Below are 21,718 nucleotides of genomic sequence, written 5' to 3' on the forward strand. Positions count from 1 at the left end.
GTGCGGTTGTGGACAGACTCGACCCATACTTCGGGTACAACTTCGCGGTGGAGCTCGACGGCATCACCCGGGCCGGTTTCCGGGAGGCTTCCGGGCTGGAGACCAGCCAGAACGCGGCCGAGTACCGGGAGGGTACGGACCGGAACCTGGCGCCGCGCAAGATTCCCGGGCTGAACAGCTACGGTGACATCACGCTCAGCCGTGGCCTCACCAGCGACAGCAAGCTGTGGGAGTGGCGGCAGAAGGTGATGAAGGGCACCGTGGAACGGCACAACGTGTCGATCACCCTGCTCGACCAGCAGGGAAACCCGAAGGTGACCTGGAACCTGTTCGACTGCTGGCCCAAGTCGTGGAGCGGGCCCAGCCTCAGCGCGACCAGCGACGAGATCGCCGTGGAGCAGCTCATCCTCGCCTGTGAACGCATCGAGGTCGACCAGTGGAGCTGACCGGCGTCGCCGAGGCCCGCCGTACCGAGTTCCCGTTCACCCTGCCGCACGGCCTGGTCGCGCCGGACGGCACGGTGCACCGCGAGGGAACCATGCGGATGGCCACCGCGCTCGACGAGATCGAGCCGATCAAGGATCCCCGGGTACGGTCGAACCCGGGCTACCTGGTGATCATCCTGCTGGCCCGGGTGATCACCCGGCTGGGCGGGCTGGAGTACATCAACACCAACGTGGTCGAGAACCTCTACTCCGCCGATCTCGCCTACCTGCAGGACTTCTACCAGCGGATCAACCTCAACGGGCACGCCCGGCTGCAGGTCGACTGCCCACACTGCAGCGGATCGTTCGAAGTGGAGCCACCCAGCCTGGGGGGATGACGCGCTACTCCCCGGACCGGCTGCACGAGGAAGTAGCGTACCTGGCCTATCACTTTCACTGGCCTTATCACGAGATCATGCAGCTGGACCACCGGGAACGGCAGCGTTGGGTCGCGGAGGTCGCGCGGATCAACGAGCGACTCAATGAACAGGGAGGGGCACGGAGATGATGTCGACCGGGATTCCGCTCGGGCTCAGCTGGGCACCTGCCGCCGTCGGCAACTGGACCGGCCTGCGGCTGCCGGACCCGTTCCAGACCTTCAACTTCGCGGTGGAGATCGAAGGCCTGCTGCTCGCCGGATTCAACGAGGTCAGCGGTCTGGAAAGCCAGATCGAGATGGAGTCGGTCCGGGAGGGCGGAGTGAACGGCTTCGTCCACCAACTGCCCGGCGCGGCCACCCCCGCGCACCTGGTGCTGCGGCAGGGGCTGAGCCCACTCAGCGGTCTGTGGGGCTGGTACGACAACACCACCCGGGGCGTCATCCAACGCCGCAGCGGCACGATCGTGCTGCTCGACCGGCGGCAGATCCCGGTGATGTGGTGGAACTTCCGCAACGCGTTGCCGGTGCGCTGGACCGGCCCGACGTTCAGCGCCAGCGGCGACGATGTCGGCTTCGAGTCGCTGGAGCTGGTGCACGAGGGCCTGACCAAGCCGCTGCTGGGCCAGGCCGCCGCGCTGGCGCACGGCGTGGCCGGCATGGTCGGCTGACCGGGAGCCTGGGATGAACGACGACGACACGACCTTCGACCCGGCGCTGGTCCACCGGCTGGCCCGGCCGGCCCGCCGACCCGGCCTGATCGACCTGGGCCAGGCCCGGTCCACCCTCACCCGCCACCACACCATGCCGGCGGGTCTGCCACTGGCCGAGGTCGCTTCGCGCTACGTCGACCTGGCCACCCAGCAGCACGCCGGGCCGACGACACCCATCGTGTACGCGCAACCGGTACCGCCACCGTCCGCCGGAAGCCCTGCCCCGGTCGGTGCTCTGCCGACCAGCCCGCCCGCCGCCCCGGCGAACGCCGGGCCACCTGCCCCGGCGCACCCCGGGCCGGTCGCGGCGGCCCGCCGCCCGGCTGCCGACCCGGCCGGCGGATCGCCGGCCGTCTCGTCCAGCCCGGTGGTGTCGGCGCGTCCAGCCCGCCCGGCCGCCGCGCTGAGCCCGGTGTGGACCGCCACCGGTCCCGGGATCGCCGGCCCGGCCGTGCCGCCGGTGACGCCCCGGCCGGGCGCCGACCGACCGCTGACCATTCAACGCAAGGTGGCCGCACCCACCGATCAGGGTTCCGCGCCACTGCCGGCCCGCCCGGCCGAAGCGCCGGCGTCCGCTGGCCCGTCGCCCAGCAGGCCGTCGCCCACCAGGCCGGCGGTGCCGACGGGCGCTCCAGGTGCCGCCGCCGGGTCGTGGACTCCCACTGCCGCGGGTCCGACGGTGGCCGGCTCCGCCGAATGGACCGGGCTGACCGGCGACCCGGGCCGGATGGCCAGCGGACCCCACCTGACCTTCCGCCTCCCACCCACGGCAGATCCCGCCCACCGGCCCGCTGCCGGTGGGCCGTCCACCGTCGGGCAGCGCTCGCCCGCTGCGACGCCGTCCCAGGTGGTCACGGCGCGGCCCCCGGCGGCCCGACCGGCACCGCAGCTTCCGCTGGCCGCGCCGTCGGCGGCCGGCCCGCAGATCCGGTCGGCACCCGGCGCTCTCGGCGTACCGACGGCGACCGGCGTACCGCAGCGTGGCGGCCGTGGATTCGGCTCGCGCGACGGCGCCGGGCCCCGGCCCGGCAGCTTCGGGGCCGCAGCGTCCGGGGCCGATCGTGGTGTGCCGCAGCCGCCTGTTCAACCGGCCGCGCAGGTCGACGTCGGGCAGGTCACCGAGCAGGTGCACGGCCGGATCATGCGCCGGCTGGCGGTCGAGGCCGAGCGTCGGGCGGTGCGGCGGTGAGTCTCAACAAGGCAGGCCTGGCCAGCGCCGCGCTCGGGTTCGGCCCCGGCGGCGGCGGGTTGCAGAAACTGACCATCGCTCACGACGGCACGGACTTCGATCGCAACGGCCCGATCGAGGCGCTGTTCAACCCGCACGAGATCACCCGGTCGCGGTCGGTCAACTGGCACGCGCACGAAAGCGCGGGCAAGGGCAGCGCCTGGACGTGGAGCGGGTTGCAGCAGGAGTTCGCGGCCATGCAGCCCGCGACGTTGTCGCTCGAGCTGTTCTTCGACACCTACGAGTCGAGGGCGGAGGCGTCCATGTGGGCCCGGGCCACCTCGCTGGTGACGCCACCCAATCCGTTCCAGACCGGCGACGCGACCGACGTCACCGTGCTGACCAACCGGGTGGCCCGGCTGGCCGAGTTCGACAAGGAACTGCACCGGCCACCGCTGTGCACCCTGTCCTGGGGGGCCTTCGCCGACATCTTCACCGGCGTGCTCACCCAGATCAGCGAACGGTTCACCATGTTCCTGCCCGACGGCACGCCGGTGCGGGCGACCGTTTCGTGCAGCTTCGTGGAGTCGCTCACCGACGCGCAGCTCAAGGAGCGCGAGCTGCACTCCTCCGACGTGCACAAGACGTGGGTGGTGCGGCGCAACGACACGTTGCACAGCATCGCCGCCGCCGAGTACCGGGATCCACGCCTGTGGCGGCACATCGCCTCGGCCAACGGCATCGTCAACCCACGTGACCTGCGTCCCGGCACGGTGCTGACCATCCCGCGGCTGAGCTGAGCGGAGAGTCAGACGATGGAAACCGCTGATTCGGGGCCGGACTTCGAGATCCGGTGTGGTGGCCGGCGACTGCCGCCGGACGCACACAAGGACGTCGAGTCGGTGACCGTGCTGGAGGACCTGAACGCGCTGAGCATGTTCACCGTGACGTTGAAGAACTGGGATGCGGAGCGGCTCAGGGTCACCTGGTCGGACTCCATGCTGTTCGCGGTCGGCACCGAGATGCGGATCTCCCTCGGGTACGTGAAGAACCTGCACCTGGCGATCACGGGGGAGATCACCAGTCTGGAACCGTCATTCGTGGAAGGTCGTCCGCCGATGCTGACGATCCGTGGTTACGACCTGCGACACCGGCTGGCCCGCCGGCAGCGGACCAGGACCTTCACCCGTACCAGGGACAGCACCATCGCCCGGCAGTTGGCCAAGGAAGCCGGTCTGCGTGCCGACGTACCCGACACCGGCACCGACCTCGACTACGTACTGCAGAACAACCAGACCGATCTGGAGTTCCTGCAGCGGCGGGCGGGGCTGATCGGGTACGAGATCCACGTACGGGACAAGGTGTTGTCCTTCCGGCCGCCGCAGCTCGGCCGGGTGCCGGCGGCGAAGCTGCGCGTCGGTGACGACATCTCCCAGTTCACCCCCCGGCTACGGACCATGGGCCAGGCTGCCGAACACTCCGTACGGGGCTGGGACGTGGCCACGAAGAAGGCCGTCGTCGCCACGTTCGGCTCCGGATCCGAGTCCACGGCGATGGGCGCCGTCACCGGGCCCCGCGAGGTCGGCCGGGTCTTCGGCCGGACCAGATCGACCAGGGTGGACCTGCCGGTGCCGAACCAGGACCGCGCCGACCAGATCGCCCGGGGACAGTTCGACGACCTGGCGTTGAGCTACATCACCGGCGAGGCCGAGTGCGGCGGGCAACCTCGCCTGCACGCCGGCGAGGTGGTGCGGATCGAGGGAGCGGGTGAGACCTTCAGTGGCGAGTACTACGTCGTCTCCGTCGACCACTCGGTGACCGCGGCACACGGCTACCGGTCCCGCCTCGAAGTACGGAGGAACGCGGCGTGACGGACGTCTACCACCAGTTGGCGGGTGGCGAGCAGGCCTACCCGGACGGGCGGTACCACGGGGTGGTGATCGGCATCGTCACCAACAACAGCGACCCGGACGGTCTGGCCCGGGTCAAGGTGGCGCTGCCCTGGCTGGCCGACGATGTCGAGACCGACTGGGCGCGGGTGGCCTCGCCGATGGCCGGCCCCGGCCGGGGCTGCTACTTCCTGCCCGAGGTCGGCGACGAGGTCCTGGTCGCCTTCGAACACGGCAATCCGGAGGTCCCCTACGTCGTCGGTGCGCTGTGGAACGGCAAGGACGCCCCACCGGTCACCAACGCCGACGGCCGCAACGACGTACGGGTGATGGTCTCCCGCAGCAAGCACGTGATCCGGCTGGTCGACACCAAGCAGGACGAGCGGATCGAGATCGTCGACGGCAGCGGCAGGAACAGCATCGTGATCAGTACGAAGGACAACCAGATCACCGTCACCGCAGACGCGGACGTGGTGATCTCCGCCGGCGGGCGGCTGCGGCTGGCCGGTGCCGGCGTCGAGATCACCTCCACTGCCGACGTCAAGGTCGAGGCGAAGTCCGCGCTCGCGGTGAAGTCCAGTGGGCAGTTGGACATCAAGGGCAGTCAAGTCAACATCAACTGAATGGGGGGTGAGTTCTCATGGGGCAGTTCGCGGCGAAGCAGGGTGACCGGGTCAACGCGACCGACATCCACATCGTCATGGTGCCCGGGGCACCCGCGCCGACACCGACACCGTTGCCGCATCCCTTCACCGGGATCATCAACGGCGGGCTGAGCGCCGATGTCAAGATCATGGGTAAGCCGGCGGCGGTGGCCGGCTCCACCGCCGAGAACACCCCGGCACACGTACCCACCGCGCCAGGTACGTCGTTCCAGAAGCAGCCGTCGAACACGGCCACCCTCGAAGGCGGCAGTGCGACCGTGAAGATCAACGGTAAGCCGGCGATCAGGTCCGGCGACCTCGCCTCGACCTGCAACGATCCGCAGGACCTGCCGAGCGGCACGGTCCTGGCCACGGGCACGGTGACGATCGGGTGACCGGCACGGTGAAACACGGATTCCTCGGCACCGGTTGGGCGTTCCCGGTCGGCCACCAGCCGGCGCAGGGCATCCGGCTCAGCGACGACGGCGAGGCACTGATCCGCCAGTCGATCGGACTCATCCTCGGCACCGCACCCGGCGAACGGGTGATGCGGCCGGAATTCGGCTGCGGCATCCACGACATCGTCTTCGACGTCAACGACATCGGCACCGCCGGTCGAGTCAGCCGGTCGGTGCGCGAGGCACTGGCCCGCTGGGAACCCCGGATCGACGTGCTGGACGTCTACGCCGCACCCGACCCCGCCGACCGGCGCCGACTGCTCATCGAGATCAACTACCAGGTGCGCTCGACCAACAGCCGGTTCAACCTCGTCTACCCCTTCTACCTCGCATGACCGGACAGCCCCCACCCATCGATCCCCGCGACCGGAAGGTGCTGGCCGCCGAGACCGCCGCGTTGGCGACCCGGTACAGCGACTGGCGGCCACCCGCCGATGGGCGACCCGACGCCGGTCAGGCGCTGATCGGCATCTTCGCCCGCTACGCCGAACTGGTGGTGCAGCGGCTGAACCAGGTGCCCGAACGCGACTACCTCGCGTTCCTCAACCTGATCGGGACCCGACCGGTGCCGCCGCGACCGGCCCGCGTACCGTTCACCTTCGCCCTGGCCCAGGGCAGCCGCACCGAAGCGGTGGTCCCGGCCGGCACTCAGGTCGCGGCCACCCCGCGCGACGGCGAGGACGACGAGGTCGTCTTCGAGACCGCGACCGACCTGGTGGTCACCCCGGCCCAGCTGCGGGCCGTGCTCGTGGACGACGCGCCGCAGGACAGTTACGCCGACCGCAGCGCTGCGGGTACCGGCCAGCGTGACGAGTCGTTCGCCGCCTTCACCGGCGATCAGCCGGTGCCGCACCGGTTCTACGTCGCCTGCGACCCGGTCCTCGCCACCGAGGGGACCAAGACCGTCACCGTACGGTTGACCACCACGGACGTCGCGGTGCTCGGCGGTTGGCCGCTTTCCTGGGCGTACTGGGACGGTGCCCGGTGGCAGCCGGTCGACGCCGACACGGTGCTGGCGGACACCGCGTTGGTGGTGACCCTCGCCGGCCTGCCGCCCCTGCCCGCGTACGACGTGAACGGCACCACCGCCGGATGGTTACGCGCGCAGCTCGACATGCCGCTGCCGCACCCGGTTACCGGGCTGGCCCTCGACGCTGTCGCGGCCGGTCAGCGGGCCCCGCAGGTCGACGTCGCGGGGGTCTTCCCGTTCGGTGAGAGCAGCCAGGTCCGGCGGTGCTACCTCAGCGTCCCGACGGCGACGGCGTTTCCCGGTGCCGTCGTCCGACTGACCGTCACCCTCGCCCGACCGGCGACGGCCGTCCCGGACACCAGGGTGCAGGTGGTGTGGTCGTACAAGGTCGGCGACGAGTGGCAGCCGCTGGGCCGGTCCAGCACGGCGCAGGTGGCGTCCGGTTTCGACACTCCCGCCCGGCTGCGCGACGGTACGCAGGCGCTGACCCGCGACGGCGACATCAGCTTCCGGATGCCGGCCGAGTGGCCGGCCGAGCTGTTCCAGGGACGGTCCGGCCACTGGTTGCGGGCCGAGATCGTCGACGACGGGGCGACGTACGCCACCCTGCCCCAGCTGGCGGCGGTGACCGTCGGCTATGACTGGGAGCTGCCCGTCATCACCGCCATCGACGTCTGGATGCAGACGGCACCGGACCCGGTGGCGCTGCCGCACGCCGTCAGCAACACCAGCCCGATCGACGTGACCAAGGACTTCCGTCCCTTCGGCGAGCAGCCCCGGTTCAACGACACCTGCTACCTGGCCTGTCCGGCGAACCTGGTCTGGCCGGGCGCGGAGCTCGTCGTCGAGGTGACGCTGACCAACGGGCCGGCCGACCCGGCGGACCCGGACGACCCGGCCGGTCCCGCAGTGCCGCCGGTACGCACCGAGGGTCGCCCACGGCTCGTCTGGGAGGCCTGGGACGGCGTGGCCTGGCGTACGGTGACCGTCGACGACCCGGAGTACGCGTTCACCGACAGCGCCACCGTGACGCTCACCCCGCCGGTCGGTTTCGCGCCCACCGAGGTCAACGGGGTGGAGGAGTACTGGGTCCGGGTCCGGCTGATCGGCGGCGACTACGGGGTCGCGGCCCACTACACACGCAACGACGACGGCGGCTACGAACTGGTCGACGCGACCTTCGCGCCGCCGGTCGTCACCACGTTGTCCTGGCGGTCCCGCGCCGGTCTCGCGGCCGCGGTCCCGGCGCAGGCCTGCGTCACCGAGAACGACTTCCGCCTCGTCACCCATCACCGTGCCGGCGACGAGCCGTGGGAGGTCACCCCGTTCGTCCCCAATCCGCACCGGGACCCCGCCCTCTACCTCGGCTTCGACCAGCCGTTCGGCAACCGCCCGGTCACGCTCTACCTGCAGGTCGAGCCACCGGCGCCGGAGGAGGTGGCCGCCGACCGGCTCGCCGGGGCCGACCTGACCGACCGGGCCGACCTGGTGTGGGAGTACAGCGGCGTCGACGGCTGGCGGCCGTTGGCCGCGATCGACGAGACCGGGACGCTGGGCGACCGTGGCGTGGTCCGCTTCGTCGGTCCGCCGGACCTGGCCGCCCGGGAACGTTTCGGGCAGCACCGGTGCTGGCTGCGCCTACGGCACCGGCGCGGCAGCTTCGCGATCCCGCCCCGGCTGCGCCGGGTCGCACCGAACACGACCTGGGCGACGCAGACGACGACCATCACCGAGGAGATCCTCGGATCGGGCGTCGCCGAGGCCGGTCAACGACTGACCACCGCGCAGACGCCGGTGCTGGCCGGCCAGCGGCTCGTCGTGCGCGAGCCGCAGCGGCCGTCGCCGACGGAGGAGGCCGCGCTCGTCGAGGCCGACGGCCCGGGTGCGGTCACGGTCACCGACGATGCCGAGCAGATCTGGGTACGCTGGCACGAGGTGACGGACTTTCACCGTTCCGGGCCGGGTGACCGCCACTACACCATCGACGCCGCGACCGGTGAGATCGGATTCGGCGACGGCCAGGCGGGGCGGGTGGTGCCGCTCGGGCAGAACAACGTCCGGATCACCTACCGCACCGGCGGCGGTGAGCAGGGCAACCGACCGGCGGGCACCATCACCACCTTGAAATCCGCGGTGCCCTACCTGGACTCGGTGACCAACCACGAGCCGGCTTCCGGTGGTGCGGGCTGGGAGCCGTTGGAGCGGGTACGGGTCCGGGGACCGAAGGCGCTGCGCCACCGCGACCGGGCGGTCACGGTCGACGACTTCGTGGACCTCGCGTTCGAGTCCTCGACGGAGGTGGCTCGGGCCCAGGCGGTGCCGCCGAGCGGGTTCGACCCGTTCAACCTGTGGCTCGATCCGGACGGGCAGCCGGGCGGTGAGCATCAGCAGGCTGACGTCGGCGGGGTCGGGGTCATCGTGGTTCCGGTCTCCGCCGCCGCCCGTCCGGCGCCCAGCCTGGGACTGCTGCGCCAGGTGGATCAGCACCTGCGGGCGCGGTGCGCGCCGACCGTCGGCCTCTGGGTCGCCGGACCGGAGTGGATCGAGGTGACCGTCGCCGCCACGGTGGTGGCTACCACTGCCGAGGCCGCCGGGCTGATCCAGGCGCGGGTCGTGCAGACCCTGGACCGCTTCCTGCATCCGCTGACCGGCGGACCGGACGGCACCGGCTGGGCGTTCGGCCGCAAGCCACACCGCTCGGACCTGTACGCGGCGGTCACCGCGATCGACGGAGTCGACCATGTCCGCGAGCTCGACGTGGCGCAGGTGGCCGAGTCCGACGTGCTCGGCGAGCGTCTGGCGGCCGTCCTCGACCGTTCGCTCGCGCAGGGTGCGGCCGAGCCGGTGGCTGCGGACCTGGCCCGGTGGCTGGCGCGGGCGCTGGTCTACTCCGGGCGGCACCAGATCACCGTGACCCTTCCAGCGTGAGGACCGCCGTGCCGATTGAGTTGCCGAACCTCGACGACCGCGACTACGAAGACCTCGTCGGCGAGGCGCGGTCGCTGATCCCGGTCCTGCTGCCGGAGTGGACCGACCACAACCCCAGCGACCCCGGCATCATCCTGGTCGAGATGCTGGCCTGGCTGACCGAAATGCAGCTGTACCAGGTCAACCAGATCCCACCGAGCCACACCCGCAACTTCCTGCAGCTGCTCAACGGCCCCGAGTGGACCCCGCCGGCCGCCGGTGGGCTCGACGCCGCCGTCCGGCAGAGCCTGGCCGACCTGCACGAACGCTACCGGGCCGCGACCGCAGACGACTACGAGTACCTGGTCCGCCGGACCTGGCCAACTCAGTCGCAGGCCGCCGGGCTGGCCCCGGTCCGACGGGTCCGGTGCGTCGCCGGTCGTGACCTTGCCGGCCCCGATCCGGCCGCGCCCGCCCCGGCGCACGTCAGCGTCGTCGTCGTCCCCGAACCGGGTGCGGCGACCGACACCCATCCGGTGCCCACCGAGGCGCTGACCACCGAGCTGCACGATTTTCTCGAGCCGCGTCGGCTGCTGACCGTACGCCACCACGTCGTCGGCCCGCAGTACGTCGACATCGGCGTCTCCGCCGACCTGGCGCTGCGCGAGGACGCCCCGCCGGCCGACGCCCTCGCCGACGCACAGGCCCGGCTGCACCGGTTCTACGACCCGCTCACCGGTGGCGCCGCCGGCACCGGCTGGCCCTTCGGGCAGGGCATCCACCCGTCCGAGGTGTACGCCGTACTCGAACAGTCACCGCTGCTCGACTACCTCGAGAACGTGCGGCTCACCCTGGTCGACGCAGGTGGTGCGGCCGGGGGCGGGGGCGGTACGGCGGTCAGTATCGAGTTGGACGTGCACCAGCTGCCCCGGCTGGCCCGGCTGGACCTGGTCGGCTACGACACGTACGGCCGCACCCACCTGCCGAGTGGGGCGGTCGCGCCATGAGCCGGTACCTCGACCACCTGCCGGCGATGTTCCGGGAGGACCCGTTCGCCGGCCGCTTCCTGCTCGCCTTCGAGGCGATCCTGACCGGCCGCGACGACGTCGAGGGTCTGGAGCAGACCATCGAACGGTCCGCCGACTACATCGACCCGGTGCACACCGGTGAGGACTTCCTGCCGTGGCTGGCCGGGTGGGTGGCGCTGAGTCTGCGGGCGGACTGGGACACGGCCACCAAGCGTGGCTTCATCCGGGAGGTCGTGCCGCTGTACCGGCAGCGGGGGACCCTGGCCGGGCTGCGCCGGATGCTGGAGATCTACCTGCGGCCGCTGGCGGACCAGGTGACCCGGGAGGACGTGGTGATCCTCGACGACTACGACACTCCCGCCCACTACTTCCAGGTCCAGTTGACTCTCGGCGCCGCCGACCGCGACGAGCTGCGCCGGGTGCAGGAGACCGCCCGGGCGATCATCGACCGGGAGAAGCCGGCCCACACGTTCTACGCGCTCAAGGTCGTGGTGCCCACGATGCGGTTGGTCTCCGAGGAATTGAAGGAAAGCGAAGGCGGCAAGCCGGAGCGGCTCGTCCTCGGCCGCAACACGTTGCTCGGCACGCGCGACTCGACCTGAAACCGGAGGAGGTCCGATGGCGGACTACACCCAACCTGACGTCGTATCGAAGCGTGTCCGCTTCTTCGACGGGCAGTTCCTGGAGGACCAGGACTTCATCGACGAGCAGAAGTTCCACCTGGACCGCGAGCGTCGGCAGAGCCGACTGTTGCGGCTCACCGGCGTCAGCGACGGCCTGACCCTGACCGCGGCGGACGAGCCGTCGACGGTCACCGTCTCCGCCGGGATGGCGGTTGACGCCCTGGGCCGGCACCTTGTCCTGGCCGTCGGCACCGATATTGCGCTGGGTTCGGGATTCGCCAACCAGCAGAACGTCGAGGTGCGTCTGGCCTACCAGGAGTCCCCGACGGACGTGGGACAGACCGGGGACGGCGGGGTGGGCGCCCGGCGCTGGGAGGAGCGGCCGAAGGTCGTGGCGGTTGCCCCGAACGGAGCGACGGCGGTCGCCCCCGCCGAGGCCCCGCCCGAACTGGAGGGTCCGACGGTGCTGCTCGGCCGGCTCACGGTGGCCGCCAACGGCGACGTCACGGTGGACCCGACCGCCGCCCACCGGTCCAGCCTGTCGATGTCCGGCGGGATCGGGATCGGCACCGCCTCCGTCGGTGGCGGCTTGGACGTGGGCGACTTCGACCCGCAGGACCGGCATCTGACGTTCCGGTTCGCCGCCGACGATCAGCGTCGCGGCGGAATCCGGTTCTGGGCCGGTGCGGCCAACCAGGGCTTCTCCGTGGAGTACGACGGACGGTCGGCCGCCGGACGCGGCCTGCACGTGCGGACCCACGACTCGGACCCGGACGGCACGACCCGGCTCTTCGTCGGCGCGAACGGCCACGTCGGCATCGGCACCACCGACCTGTCCGGTGCCGACGGCTGGGGGCGGGTGGTCGACGTGGTCGGCACGGCGACCACCAAGCTGTCGGTACGCACGGCGAAGGTGGACGGCCGGGTGATGGCGCACGACACCGGGATGTTCGGTGCGCCGGCGGGGATGATCGTGGGCACCGGCACGACGAGCCCGCTGACGCTGGTCACCAATCAGGCCGCCCGGCTCACCATCAACCCGGCCGGCCAGGTCGGGGTCGGCATGGACGCCGTCGAGGGTTACCAGTTGGCTGTCCGGGCCGAGCACCGGCATCTGTTGTTGCGTCGGGACGCCCGCGACGTCGAGCCGGGCCGCAAACTCGTCTTCCTGGAACTGCTGCAGGCCGACGCGTCCCCGCCGACTGTGCCGGCCACGCCGCTCGCCATCCGGTTCCACCACGGTGGCCGGTACGCGTACCAGCTCGAAGTGGACCCGGCCGGGTTCCATTTCAGAGCGGGCGATGGCGAGTATCGCGGTATACACGTCGGACAGGTGAACGCGAAGACGGTGCGAATCGGTGACGTCACCATCGGTGAGCGTGAGCTGAAGATCCTGAAGAAGCTGGCCGACAACGAGCTGGTCTGCAAGCTGCGGAACACCTACTACGACAGCTACATCTGGGACAGTGGCCAGAAGCGTGGCGACAGCCAGTACCGGTACGCCCTGACCTGGATCCCGGGGCAGCCGGTGGCCTCGCACACGAAGACCTTCTGGCAGTTCGAAATCGACGATCAGTGACAGAGAACCCTCGACGGGACGGATCAAGATATGCGGGAGCAATTGGCGCAGCGGGTCGCCGAGTTGGAGGCCGAGTTGCGCGCCGGCCAGCAGATGCTCGCCGAGGTGGAGGCCCGGCGGGCCGACATTCAGCAGACCCTGCTGCGGATCACCGGCGCCATCCAGGTGCTCAACGAGTTGCTGGCGGCCGGGCCGGCCGCCGCGCCAGCGGCCGGCGATGGCACCGGCCCGACGGCCGACGACGCTGGTCCGGCACCGACACCGGTGCTGGACGATCGTGTGCCTGCGCCACTGTGATCGATGGCGTGCGGTGGTGACACCGCCCGGTACGTCGCCCCGGTGATCGGCGGCGGGTGACGCCGCCCTGCACGTCGAACCAGGACGCGCGGGGTATCAGCGGACGAGCGCGGAGACCCGGTGCGCGCGGGTGGCGTCGGCTGACCGGAACGTGGTGCGGTACGCGCTGGGCGGGACTCCCACGGTGGCACTCATCTGCTGCCGCAGCGCTGCCGCCGTACCGAAGCCGGAGTGGCGGGCCACCTGGTCGATGACCATCTCCGTCGTCTCCAGCAGGTGCCGGGCCCGCTCGACGCGCTGTTGCGTGATCCACTTGCCGGGGCTCAGGCCGGTCTCCTCGCGGAACCGGCGGGTGAAGGTGCGTACGCTCATCCGGGCGTGCGCGGCCAGCACCCGCAGGTCCAGCGGCTCGTGCAGGTGTTCGAGCGCCCAGGCGCGGGCCGGGGCGGTGGAGGTGTCGGTGACCTGGGGGACCGGGCGCACGATGTACTGCGACTGGCCGCCCGGGCGCCACGGCGGCACGACGCACCGGCGGGCGGCCAAGTTGGCGATCTCGCTGCCGTGGTCGTCCCGCACGATCTGCAGGCACAGATCGATGCCGGCGCCGACACCGGCCGAGGTGAGGATGCCGTCGTCGTCGACGAACAGCACGTCCGGGTCGAGGTCGACGCGGGGGAACAGGCGGCGGAAGTCGTCGGCGTGCGCCCAGTGAGTGGTGGCCCGGCGGCCGTCGAGCAGGCCGGCACCGGCCAGGACGAAGGCTCCCGTACAGGTGGACATGATCCGGGCGCCGCGGTCCGCGGCCGCGTGCAGCGCGTCGCGGACCTGGTTGTCCACTGTGCCGTCGATCAGGACCTGGACCTGGTCCTGAACCCCGGCGACGAGTACGGTGTCCGCCTCGGACAGCAGCTCCAGCCCATGATCGGCGGTGACGGTGAACCCGGCGGCGCTGCGCACCGGAGCCCCGCCTGGGGTGCAGATCCGCACCTGGTAGAGGCGTCGGTCCCGGTCGTCGCGGGCGGAGTGGAAGATCTGCGGCGGGGTGCCGATGTCGAACGCGACCACGCCGTCCAACGCGAGCACCGCGATCAGGTGAGGGCGATCCATGGCCTGATTCTTTCACATGTTGGCTCTAGAGCCACTTCCTCGTGTCGGCGGTGATCGACGACGCTTGCCGCATGATTCGCACCAAGCATCTGTGGCCGTGGATGATCGCGGGTATCGGCTTCGTCGCCCTGGTCGGCGCGGCGGGTTTCCGGGCCACGCCCGGGGCACTTGTGGAGCCGCTGCAGCAGGAGTTCGGCTGGTCGACCGGCACCATCGGCTTCGCCATGTCGGTCAACCTCGCCCTGTACGGTGTCACCGCGCCGTTCGCCGCCGCCCTGATGGAGCGGTTCGGTGTCCGCAAGGTCACCGCTGGCGCGATGGCCCTGATCGCGCTGGGCAGCGGCCTGACCGTGTTCATGACAGCGTCCTGGCAGCTGGTCCTGCTCTGGGGTGTGCTGGTGGGCCTCGGCGCCGGCTCGATCTCGCTGGGCTTCGTGGCCACCATCGGCACCCGCTGGTTCGTCAAGCGGATCGGCCTGGTCACCGGCATCCTGTCGGCCGGCGGCGCGACCGGCTCCCTGATCTTCCTGCCGCTGGTGGCGGCGATGGCGGAGTCGTCCGCGGGGTGGCGCTCCGCCGCGATCGTGGTCTCCATGGTGGCGTTCGCGACGGTACCGCTGATCCTGCTGTTCTTCCGCGAGCATCCGGCGGACATCGGGATTCCGCCGCACGGGGCGGACGAGGTGGTGAAGCCGCCGCCGCCCTCCGGCAACGCGGCCCGGCTCGCGGTGACCACACTGAGGAACGCCGCCCGGACCCGGCCGTTCTGGCTGCTCGCCGCCGGTTTCGCCATCTGCGGCGCCACCACCAACGGCCTGGTCGCCACCCACTTCATCCCGGCCGCTCACGACCACGGCATGCCCAGCGTCACCGCCGCCGGGCTGCTCGCGTTGATCGGTGTCTTCGACCTGGTCGGCACGATCCTGTCCGGGTGGCTCACCGACCGCGTCGACGCCCGGCTGCTGCTGGCGGTCTACTACCTGCTGCGGGGGATCTCGCTGCTGGCGCTGCCGCACGTGTTCGCCGACGAGGTGACCGGGTTCATGATCGTGTTCGTCGTCTTCTACGGTCTGGACTTCATCGCGACCGTGCCGCCGACCGTCGCCCTGTGCCGGGAGCACTTCGGGATGTCCGCGCCGATCGTGTTCGGCTGGGTCTTCGCCTCCCACCAGATCGGTGCCGCGATCGCGGCGACGGTGGCCGGCATCACCCGGGACGGCTTCGGCGGCTACGCGCCGGTCTGGTACGTCGCCGGCTTCCTGAGCATCGGCGCGGCGGTCCTGTCGATGAAGATCATGCGGCCGACGCTCGAAACGCCGACGCTTGAAACGCCACCGGTCGCAACTGCGACGGGCGGGACGGCGACGCCGCCGGTGCCGGCTGCGGCAGACGCCGTCGCCGACGACGAGCGGGAGCCGCAGCCGAACCGTGGTTGATCGGCGGGGTGGCACCTCAGCCGGTCGTGGCCGGCGGGTTGTCCAGTGTCAGGGCGGTGCAGCGGATTCCGCCACCGCCCTTGGCCAGTTCCGTCGTGTCGAGCTCGACGACCTGCAGGCCACGCTCGCGCAGCGCGCTGGCGAGACCCGGGTTGCCCCGGGTCATCGTCACTGTGGTGCCGTCGCTGACCAGGTTGAGCGCGAACCGGGCGGCCTCGTCGACGTCGACGTCGATCAGGTCGACGCCGAGGTCGCGCAACCGTCCCTGGCTGGCCGGGTCGAGCGCCGCCGGGCACCAGGCGAGGGTGTTCGTGGGTCCGCCGACGACCGCGACCGCGAGGTCCAGGTCGTACCAGCGGGGACTCACCGTACGTACCGGCACCACCTGGTAGCCGAGTTCGGCGGCGAGCACCGGGTGCATCCGCCGGTCGGTGCGGTAGCCGTAGCCGGCCAGCAGCAGGTCACCGAAGGCCAGCGCGTCACCCTGACCGCTGAACGGGTACGGCGCGGCGACGACGTCGTAGCCCTGCTCGGTCAGCCACTGGCGGAAGTACGGCAGCTCCGCCTGCCGCTGTGCGGGCGGGTCGCCCAGCACCGCCCGGCCGCCGCGTACCACGGCGGCGTTGGCGGTGAACACCATGTCCGGGCACTGCGGGGCGGACGGCAGGTACTCCACCTTGCGCCCGGCCGCCAGATGCGCCGCGGCGATCGCGGCGTGCTCGGCGACCGCGGCCGCGGGGTCCGGCTGCACCCCGGTGCACATGTACGGGTTGATTTCGTAGTCGACGCGGAAATGGGTCGCGTCGGACATCAGCAGTTCACGGTTCACGGTTCGCCTTTCCACCGTTGTGGTGACTGACTCGACGTGTCGATCGGGCCGGACGGGACGCCGGCCGCGCCGGCGTCCCGTCCGCAGTCTCAGTCCGTTGTGGTCTCTGGTGGTGCCACGCTGACGCTGAACAGGTCGAGCTCGCGGAACGGGTTCGGTTGGACGTTGCGCATCCTGGTGGACCACGCCGACAGGGTGCTCTGGTACCAGATCGGAATCGTCGGCATGTCCTGCAGGATCAGCCGTTCCGCCTGCTGATAGAGATCCCACGCCTGCGCACTGGTCGGCGCACGGTCCGCTGCGGACAGCAGGGCGTCCACCGCAGGGTTGCTGTACTTGCCGACGTTGTCCGACGCACCGGTGCGGAACATCGGGCTGAGGAAGTTCTCGATCGACGGGTAGTCGGCGATCCAGCCGGATCGGAACAGCGCGGTGATTTCCTGGGCGTTGAGTCGCCGGCGGAACTCTCCGAGGGTGGGGATCGGCACGAATCGGCACGGTACGCCGAGCGTCGCGGTGACCGAGGCGCAGACCTCCTCCATCCACGGCTGGTTGGGGGAGTCGACGTTGGAGGTCAGCTCGATCTCGCCGGTGAAGTCACAGGCGTCGAAGAGTTCCTTGGCCCGGACGGGGGAGTAGCTGCACAGTTCGCCGCCCTGGTTCTCGGCCCGCCCGGAGACGGCCGGTGGCACCAGGCCGTCGGCCGGGACCTGATGGCCCTGGAAGATCCGGTCGATCAGCGTTGCCCGGTCGATCGCCATGGAGATCGCCTGACGCAATCGGGGATCGGCGTAGCGGGAATCGTACAGCGGGAAGGATATCGTCTGGATCCCGAGATATGTCCGGTCGTGGGTGCGGTTCGGCAGGTCCCGCAGGTACCGGTTGTCGGTCAAGGCCCAGAACGGGGTGACGTCGAGGTAGTCGAGCTTGTCCGCCATCACGTCGTGGTAGGCGTCCTCCAGGCTGGCGTAGATCCGGAACTCGACGCCGCCGATGTGTGGCTTCTCGGCTCCGGCGTACCCCTCGTAGCGGCGCAGGAGAATGTATTTCTCCGGTTCCCGGGAAACAAACTGGAAGGCACCGTTCCCGATGGGGTGGGCCTCGTATTTCTCGCGGTTGGCGAAGAATGCTGCGGGCAATGGGAAGAATGCGCTGCACCCCAGGGTGACCGGGAATTCGGAGAATGGTGCGGACAAGGTTACCACGAACGTGTGTTCGTCGATCACCTTCAGTCCGGACAATTCCCTGACGGTCGCGTCGGCAGCGTTCACCTCGTCGAATCCCTCGATGTGGGAGAGGAAGCTCGCCGCCTGCATCCCGTGGGGGCCGTACGCGGTGTAGTTCCAGGCGTCGACGAAACTACGTGCCGTCACCGGCGAGCCGTCGTGGAACGTCCAGCCGGGGCGAAGCGTGACGACGAACCGGGTGGAGTCCGTGGTCTCGATCGATTCGGCGACCTCGTTGCGGGGGCTTGCGTCGATCGGATCGTACGAGACCAGGCCGCGGAACAGGGCGGCGATCACCTTGACCCCGCCGGACTCGGTCGTGTGGCCGGGGATCAGGGCGTTCTCCGGCTCGGTGCCGTGGTAGCTGATGATCACGCCGTCGCCAGCGTCCGCGACGGTGTCGTCGGTGGCGGTGGGCCGGCCCGTTGTGCCGGTCATTGCCGTTGTTTGGGCGGTATGGGATGATCGCACACTTCCTCCGTTGAACCCGTCTGGCCGATGACACTGGATTTGGGCACAGTCGCCAGGGCGTTTGTGCTGATCGAAGTCCAACAGACGCTAGGATTGGCTGCCATCGTCAGATAACAAAACAATCAACCAAATCAATTTCTACTTACCGCACGGGGGTCCTGAGGACTGCCCAGATGATCAGTTCGCAGGTAGCATTCGGCTGGACGGCAAGACCCATCGGGGAGGAACAAATGGGACGACCCGAACGTCCGCTGGATGCCTCCGGCGGACCGATCCCGGCATTCGCGCACGATCTCCGACTGCTGCGCCGCCGGGCGGGCAATCCAAGTTACCGCGAGCTCGCCCGCAGGGCGCTGTTCTCGCCGTCGGTGCTGTCCAGCGCGGCGGACGGGCGACGGCTGCCGACGCTGGCGGTGACCCTGGCGTTCGTCTCTGCCTGCGGTGGCGACCTCGGGGCGTGGGAGCGGCGGTGGCGTGACATCGCCGAGCAGTCCGGCGTACCGGCGGCGGCGTGGACCGACCGCCCGTACGGCGGCGACGCCCCCGGCCCCCCGGTTCCCACCCGCCCGGCGCAGCTGCCGATGGCCCCCGGTGCCTTCGTCGGCCGGGCCGACGTCATCGCCGACCTCAGCCGACTGATCGCCCCGCCCACCGACGCGCGCGCCCCCATCCTGATCACCGGCCTGGCCGGGGTGGGGAAGTCCGCCGTGGTGCTGCGCCTGGCGGAGCAGGCCGGGCGGCACTTCCCCGACGGACAGTTGTACGTCGACCTCGCCACCCACGGCCCGGACGGCGACGCGGTCCCGACGATCGTGCGGGACTTCCTGTTGGCCCTCGGGGTGCCCGTCGACCAGATCCTGGACAGCCCGGTGCAGCGGATCGGCCTCTACCGGTCCCTGCTGGCGCAGCGCAGGCTGCTCGTCGTGCTGGACAACGTCCAGCACGAGGCCCAGGTCCGTCCGCTGCTGGCGCAGAGCGCGTTCAGCCAGGTCGTCCTGACCAGCCGGCCCCGGCTGCTGGGCCTGTGCGGTACCCATCGGATTCGGCTGGACGTCTTCACCCGCGCGGAGTCGCTGGACCTGCTCGGTCGGCTCGTCGGCGAGGCGCGGGTGCGGGCCGAGTACGCCGCCGCCGACGCGATCGCCGAGTCCTGTGGGGACCTGCCGCTCGCAGTCGACGTCGTCGGGCGCCGCATCGCCGCGCGCCCGGGCCGGACCCTCGGCTACACGGCGGGGCAGCTCACCGACCGGCGGCGGCTGCTCGACGTCCTCGCGGTCGGCGACGTCACCGTACGGGACCGCATCGGGTCGGCGTACCAGGGACTGGCCCGCACGGCCCGTGACCTGCTCTGCCGGCTGGCCGGCGACGGCGTCCGGTCGATGACCGTGACCGGAGTGGCCCGGGCGATGAACGTCTCGACCGACAGCGCCGACGAGTTGCTCGAGTCACTGGTCGACGCCGGGCTGGTCCGGCACTGCGCCGTGCCGGGAAGCTACGACGTGCCGGTGCCGGTCGGCGCGTTCGCCGAGGAGGTGCGGCGCGACATCGCCGCTGCCCCGGTCGACCTGGCCAGCCGTCGGGCCCGCCGGGCCGCCGCCGGCCTGCACCGGGTCAACCCCTGGGCGGCCCCGGTCCCCACCTCGGACATCATCTGACTGCGACCGCCGCGTCCCGTCACCCCGGGGACGGTGTCGGGCCCGCCTGACGGCAAGCGGCCGGGTCCGACCGGTGTCGCACCGGTCGGACCCGGCCCGGCCTGCCCAGGTGCGGCCGAGCCGGTCAGCCCTTGCCGAAGGCGTGCGGCGTGCAGCGCGGCAGCAGGGTGCGCAACTGCACCGCCGCCTCGGCGTCGACCTCGCCGAGCCCGCGCGCGACGAGGTCGAGCGGGTCGAGGACGCCGTACGCCAGACCGGAGAGCCCGGCGGCGGTCAGCGTCGCCCGTGGCGTCGGGCCGGTGGCGTCGGTCGCGGTCACCGTGATCGTGCCGTCGGTGCCGTCGAGCAGGTACCGGCCGGCGAGCAGGTCGTCGTCGACGACGTCGACCTCCACCCGGGCGGCGGCGCAGCGCAGGCCGCGTAGCGCGTCCATCGACAGCAGTCGTCCCATCATCGGCGGCGACGCGGGGAACGTCGCCTCGGCCGAGGTCAGCACCTCGAGGCCGGTCACCCAGGTCTCGGGGAACTCGTCCGGCGCGACGGTGATCACGATCCGGCTGACCTGGTACGCGTGCTGGGCGAGGAACTGCAGCAGCAACGCCCGGCCGATCGGACTGGTGTAGAGCAGCTCGTCGGCGTGCAGCGTGCCGCCGTAGCCGTCGACGCGGTAGGTGACCAGGCCGACCACCTCCCCGTCGACGGTGGCGCAGGCCAGCCAGCGATCGTCGGCGTTCGACGCCCGCGCGGCCCGGAAGTCAGGCGTGAACATGTAGCCGTGCCGGTGCTCCAACAGTTGCCGCTGGAAGGCCCGCCAGGTGTCGAAGCCCTCGCGGATGCTCTGCCAGGAGACCTCGCCGGGCAGGGTGACGTCGAGCAGCGGGGCCAGTCCCTGCGGAGTGAACGAGGCGGTCCGGTTCAGTGGCAGTCCGATGTAGCCGAACCTGCTGTAGTAGGCGGGGTGGAACGGGTAGAGCACCGCCAGCAGGTTTCCCTTGTCGAGCATGTCGCGGTGCATCTGCTGCATCAGCTGGCGACCGTGGCCCTGCCGACGGGCACCGGGACGGGTGGCCAACCAGGCGAGCGCCGCCATCCCCATCGCCCTACCCCGAAGGTTCTGCCGCATCGGGATCGCCCCCACGGTGGCCAGGGTCCGACCGTCCTCCTCGACGATCAGCGTGTGGTTGTCCTCGTGGTAGGGCAGCACCCCGCGAAGCTCGTCGGCGGCGGTCGCCGACGGGGTCGCGTCGAAGGCGTACGGGTAGAGGGTGAACGCGGTGTGCAACCGCTCGTCGCCGGAGACCTGGCGGATCTTGCTCATGTCGCTGACCTTTCGTGTGTCACGGGACGGACGGACATTGGTCACTGCGTCGGATCGTCGAGGGTGTGGTAGCGGCCGTGCAGGAACACCAGCGCCGGGCCGTGCGCCCGGTCGTCCACCGCGACCACCTCGCCGACGACGAGGGTGTGGTCGCCGAGGTCGAAGCTGTCCCACAGCACACACTCGATCCAACTGGCCGAGTCGAGCACCAGCGCGCCGGTGCGTGCCCCGGCGGTCGCCGGCAGCGTGCCGACGGTGCCGGCCCGGCGCGCCCGGTCCACCGCCAGTCGCCGGGCGAGGTCGCGGGCCGCGTCGGGCAGGATCGACACCGCCCACTTCTTGGTGGCCAGCAGATCGGCCAGGAACGCCGAATCCAGTCGCAGGCACAGCGACACCAGCGGCGGATCGAGCGAGACCGAGGTCAGCGAGTTGACCGTGACCGCGTCGTGGTGCCTGCCGTCCGCCCGGTCGCTGTACGTCGTCGCCACGGCGACGCCGGTGGCGAAGTGTCGCATCACCGCCCGCAGGTCCGCTTCCAT

22 protein-coding genes are annotated in these 21,718 nt (G+C 70.9%); 17 read left to right on the forward strand and 5 right to left on the reverse strand.

What is annotated here, in order from left to right; all coding sequences use genetic code 11:
- Positions 1–8: 8 nt before the first annotated feature.
- Genes O7608_RS14540 through O7608_RS14610 form a run of 15 tightly spaced genes read left to right on the forward strand, consistent with a single transcriptional unit; the run spans position 9 to position 13,137 of the window.
- On the forward strand, positions 9–446 hold the full coding sequence (locus O7608_RS14540; protein WP_123602846.1) for a phage tail protein: 438 nt from the start codon (positions 9–11) through the stop codon (positions 444–446).
- Positions 437–823, forward strand: coding sequence for a hypothetical protein (locus O7608_RS14545; protein ID WP_199757664.1), 387 nt, complete (start codon positions 437–439; stop codon positions 821–823). Before O7608_RS14540 ends, O7608_RS14545 begins: the two co-directional genes overlap by 10 nt.
- Entirely contained in the window at positions 820–993 is a 174-nt protein-coding gene (locus tag O7608_RS14550) for a DUF6760 family protein (protein WP_199757663.1), read from the forward strand. Before O7608_RS14545 ends, O7608_RS14550 begins: the two co-directional genes overlap by 4 nt.
- A complete protein-coding gene (locus tag O7608_RS14555; protein WP_289210477.1) occupies positions 990–1,532 on the forward strand; it encodes a phage tail protein in 543 nt (180 codons plus the stop codon). The genes O7608_RS14550 and O7608_RS14555 overlap by 4 nt, the downstream gene beginning before the upstream one ends.
- 13 nt (positions 1,533–1,545) lie before the next feature.
- Positions 1,546–2,763 (forward strand): hypothetical protein, encoded by a 1,218-nt coding sequence (locus O7608_RS14560; protein ID WP_289210478.1) that lies wholly within the window; start codon positions 1,546–1,548, stop codon positions 2,761–2,763.
- The gene (locus O7608_RS14565; protein WP_289210479.1) at positions 2,760–3,542 is read left to right on the forward strand and encodes a CIS tube protein; all 783 of its coding nucleotides are present in this window, start codon (positions 2,760–2,762) and stop codon (positions 3,540–3,542) included. The genes O7608_RS14560 and O7608_RS14565 overlap by 4 nt, the downstream gene beginning before the upstream one ends.
- Before the next feature lie 15 nt (positions 3,543–3,557).
- Positions 3,558–4,613: a phage late control D family protein gene (locus tag O7608_RS14570; RefSeq protein WP_289210480.1), complete on the forward strand. Its 1,056-nt coding sequence runs from the start codon at positions 3,558–3,560 to the stop codon at positions 4,611–4,613.
- Positions 4,610–5,254, forward strand: a complete 645-nt coding sequence (locus O7608_RS14575; RefSeq protein WP_289210481.1) for a phage baseplate assembly protein V — start codon at positions 4,610–4,612, stop codon at positions 5,252–5,254. Before O7608_RS14570 ends, O7608_RS14575 begins: the two co-directional genes overlap by 4 nt.
- Before the next feature lie 17 nt (positions 5,255–5,271).
- Entirely contained in the window at positions 5,272–5,670 is a 399-nt protein-coding gene (locus O7608_RS14580; RefSeq protein ID WP_289210482.1) for a PAAR domain-containing protein, read from the forward strand.
- Positions 5,667–6,068, forward strand: a complete 402-nt coding sequence (locus O7608_RS14585; protein WP_289210483.1) for a GPW/gp25 family protein — start codon at positions 5,667–5,669, stop codon at positions 6,066–6,068. The genes O7608_RS14580 and O7608_RS14585 overlap by 4 nt, the downstream gene beginning before the upstream one ends.
- Positions 6,065–9,631: a putative baseplate assembly protein gene (locus O7608_RS14590; protein WP_289210484.1), complete on the forward strand. Its 3,567-nt coding sequence runs from the start codon at positions 6,065–6,067 to the stop codon at positions 9,629–9,631. Before O7608_RS14585 ends, O7608_RS14590 begins: the two co-directional genes overlap by 4 nt.
- Positions 9,628–10,617 carry a baseplate J/gp47 family protein gene (locus O7608_RS14595; RefSeq protein ID WP_289210485.1) on the forward strand — a complete coding sequence of 330 codons (990 nt, stop codon included), beginning with the start codon at positions 9,628–9,630 and terminating at the stop codon, positions 10,615–10,617. Before O7608_RS14590 ends, O7608_RS14595 begins: the two co-directional genes overlap by 4 nt.
- Positions 10,614–11,240: a phage tail protein gene (locus tag O7608_RS14600; RefSeq protein ID WP_289210486.1), complete on the forward strand. Its 627-nt coding sequence runs from the start codon at positions 10,614–10,616 to the stop codon at positions 11,238–11,240. The genes O7608_RS14595 and O7608_RS14600 overlap by 4 nt, the downstream gene beginning before the upstream one ends.
- Positions 11,241–11,256: 16 nt before the next feature.
- Positions 11,257–12,840 carry a ricin-type beta-trefoil lectin domain protein gene (locus tag O7608_RS14605; protein WP_289210487.1) on the forward strand — a complete coding sequence of 528 codons (1,584 nt, stop codon included), beginning with the start codon at positions 11,257–11,259 and terminating at the stop codon, positions 12,838–12,840.
- 30 nt (positions 12,841–12,870) lie between these two features.
- Positions 12,871–13,137, forward strand: a complete 267-nt coding sequence (locus tag O7608_RS14610; protein ID WP_289210488.1) for a hypothetical protein — start codon at positions 12,871–12,873, stop codon at positions 13,135–13,137.
- A gap of 96 nt (positions 13,138–13,233) precedes the next feature.
- On the opposite strand, the gene O7608_RS14615 is transcribed toward O7608_RS14610, so the two are convergent.
- Positions 13,234–14,244, reverse strand: a complete 1,011-nt coding sequence (locus O7608_RS14615; protein ID WP_289210489.1) for a GlxA family transcriptional regulator — start codon at positions 14,242–14,244, stop codon at positions 13,234–13,236.
- 71 nt (positions 14,245–14,315) lie between these two features.
- Between O7608_RS14615 and O7608_RS14620 the strand changes: the two genes are divergently transcribed.
- Positions 14,316–15,680 (forward strand): MFS transporter, encoded by a 1,365-nt coding sequence (locus tag O7608_RS14620; protein WP_289210490.1) that lies wholly within the window; start codon positions 14,316–14,318, stop codon positions 15,678–15,680.
- Positions 15,681–15,696: 16 nt separating this feature from the next.
- Here the strand turns inward: O7608_RS14620 and O7608_RS14625 are convergent, their stop codons facing one another.
- The gene (locus O7608_RS14625; RefSeq protein WP_289210491.1) at positions 15,697–16,509 is read right to left on the reverse strand and encodes a dimethylarginine dimethylaminohydrolase family protein; all 813 of its coding nucleotides are present in this window, start codon (positions 16,507–16,509) and stop codon (positions 15,697–15,699) included.
- 89 nt (positions 16,510–16,598) lie between these two features.
- Positions 16,599–18,173, reverse strand: a complete 1,575-nt coding sequence (locus tag O7608_RS14630) for a peptide ABC transporter substrate-binding protein (RefSeq protein WP_289210492.1) — start codon at positions 18,171–18,173, stop codon at positions 16,599–16,601.
- Between the two features lie 263 nt (positions 18,174–18,436).
- Between O7608_RS14630 and O7608_RS14635 the strand changes: the two genes are divergently transcribed.
- Positions 18,437–19,861, forward strand: coding sequence for an AAA family ATPase (locus O7608_RS14635; protein ID WP_289210493.1), 1,425 nt, complete (start codon positions 18,437–18,439; stop codon positions 19,859–19,861).
- Positions 19,862–19,985: 124 nt separating this feature from the next.
- Here O7608_RS14635 and O7608_RS14640 read toward each other — a convergent pair whose 3' ends face one another.
- Together O7608_RS14640 and O7608_RS14645 are read right to left on the reverse strand one after the other, a co-directional pair.
- A complete protein-coding gene (locus tag O7608_RS14640) occupies positions 19,986–21,179 on the reverse strand; it encodes a GNAT family N-acetyltransferase (protein WP_289210494.1) in 1,194 nt (397 codons plus the stop codon).
- 41 nt (positions 21,180–21,220) lie between these two features.
- The gene (locus O7608_RS14645) at positions 21,221–21,718 is read right to left on the reverse strand and encodes a flavin reductase family protein (protein ID WP_289210495.1); all 498 of its coding nucleotides are present in this window, start codon (positions 21,716–21,718) and stop codon (positions 21,221–21,223) included.

The sequence above is a fragment of the Solwaraspora sp. WMMA2056 genome (assembly GCF_030345095.1).
In the GTDB taxonomy this organism is placed as follows: Bacteria; Actinomycetota; Actinomycetes; order Mycobacteriales; family Micromonosporaceae; genus Micromonospora_E.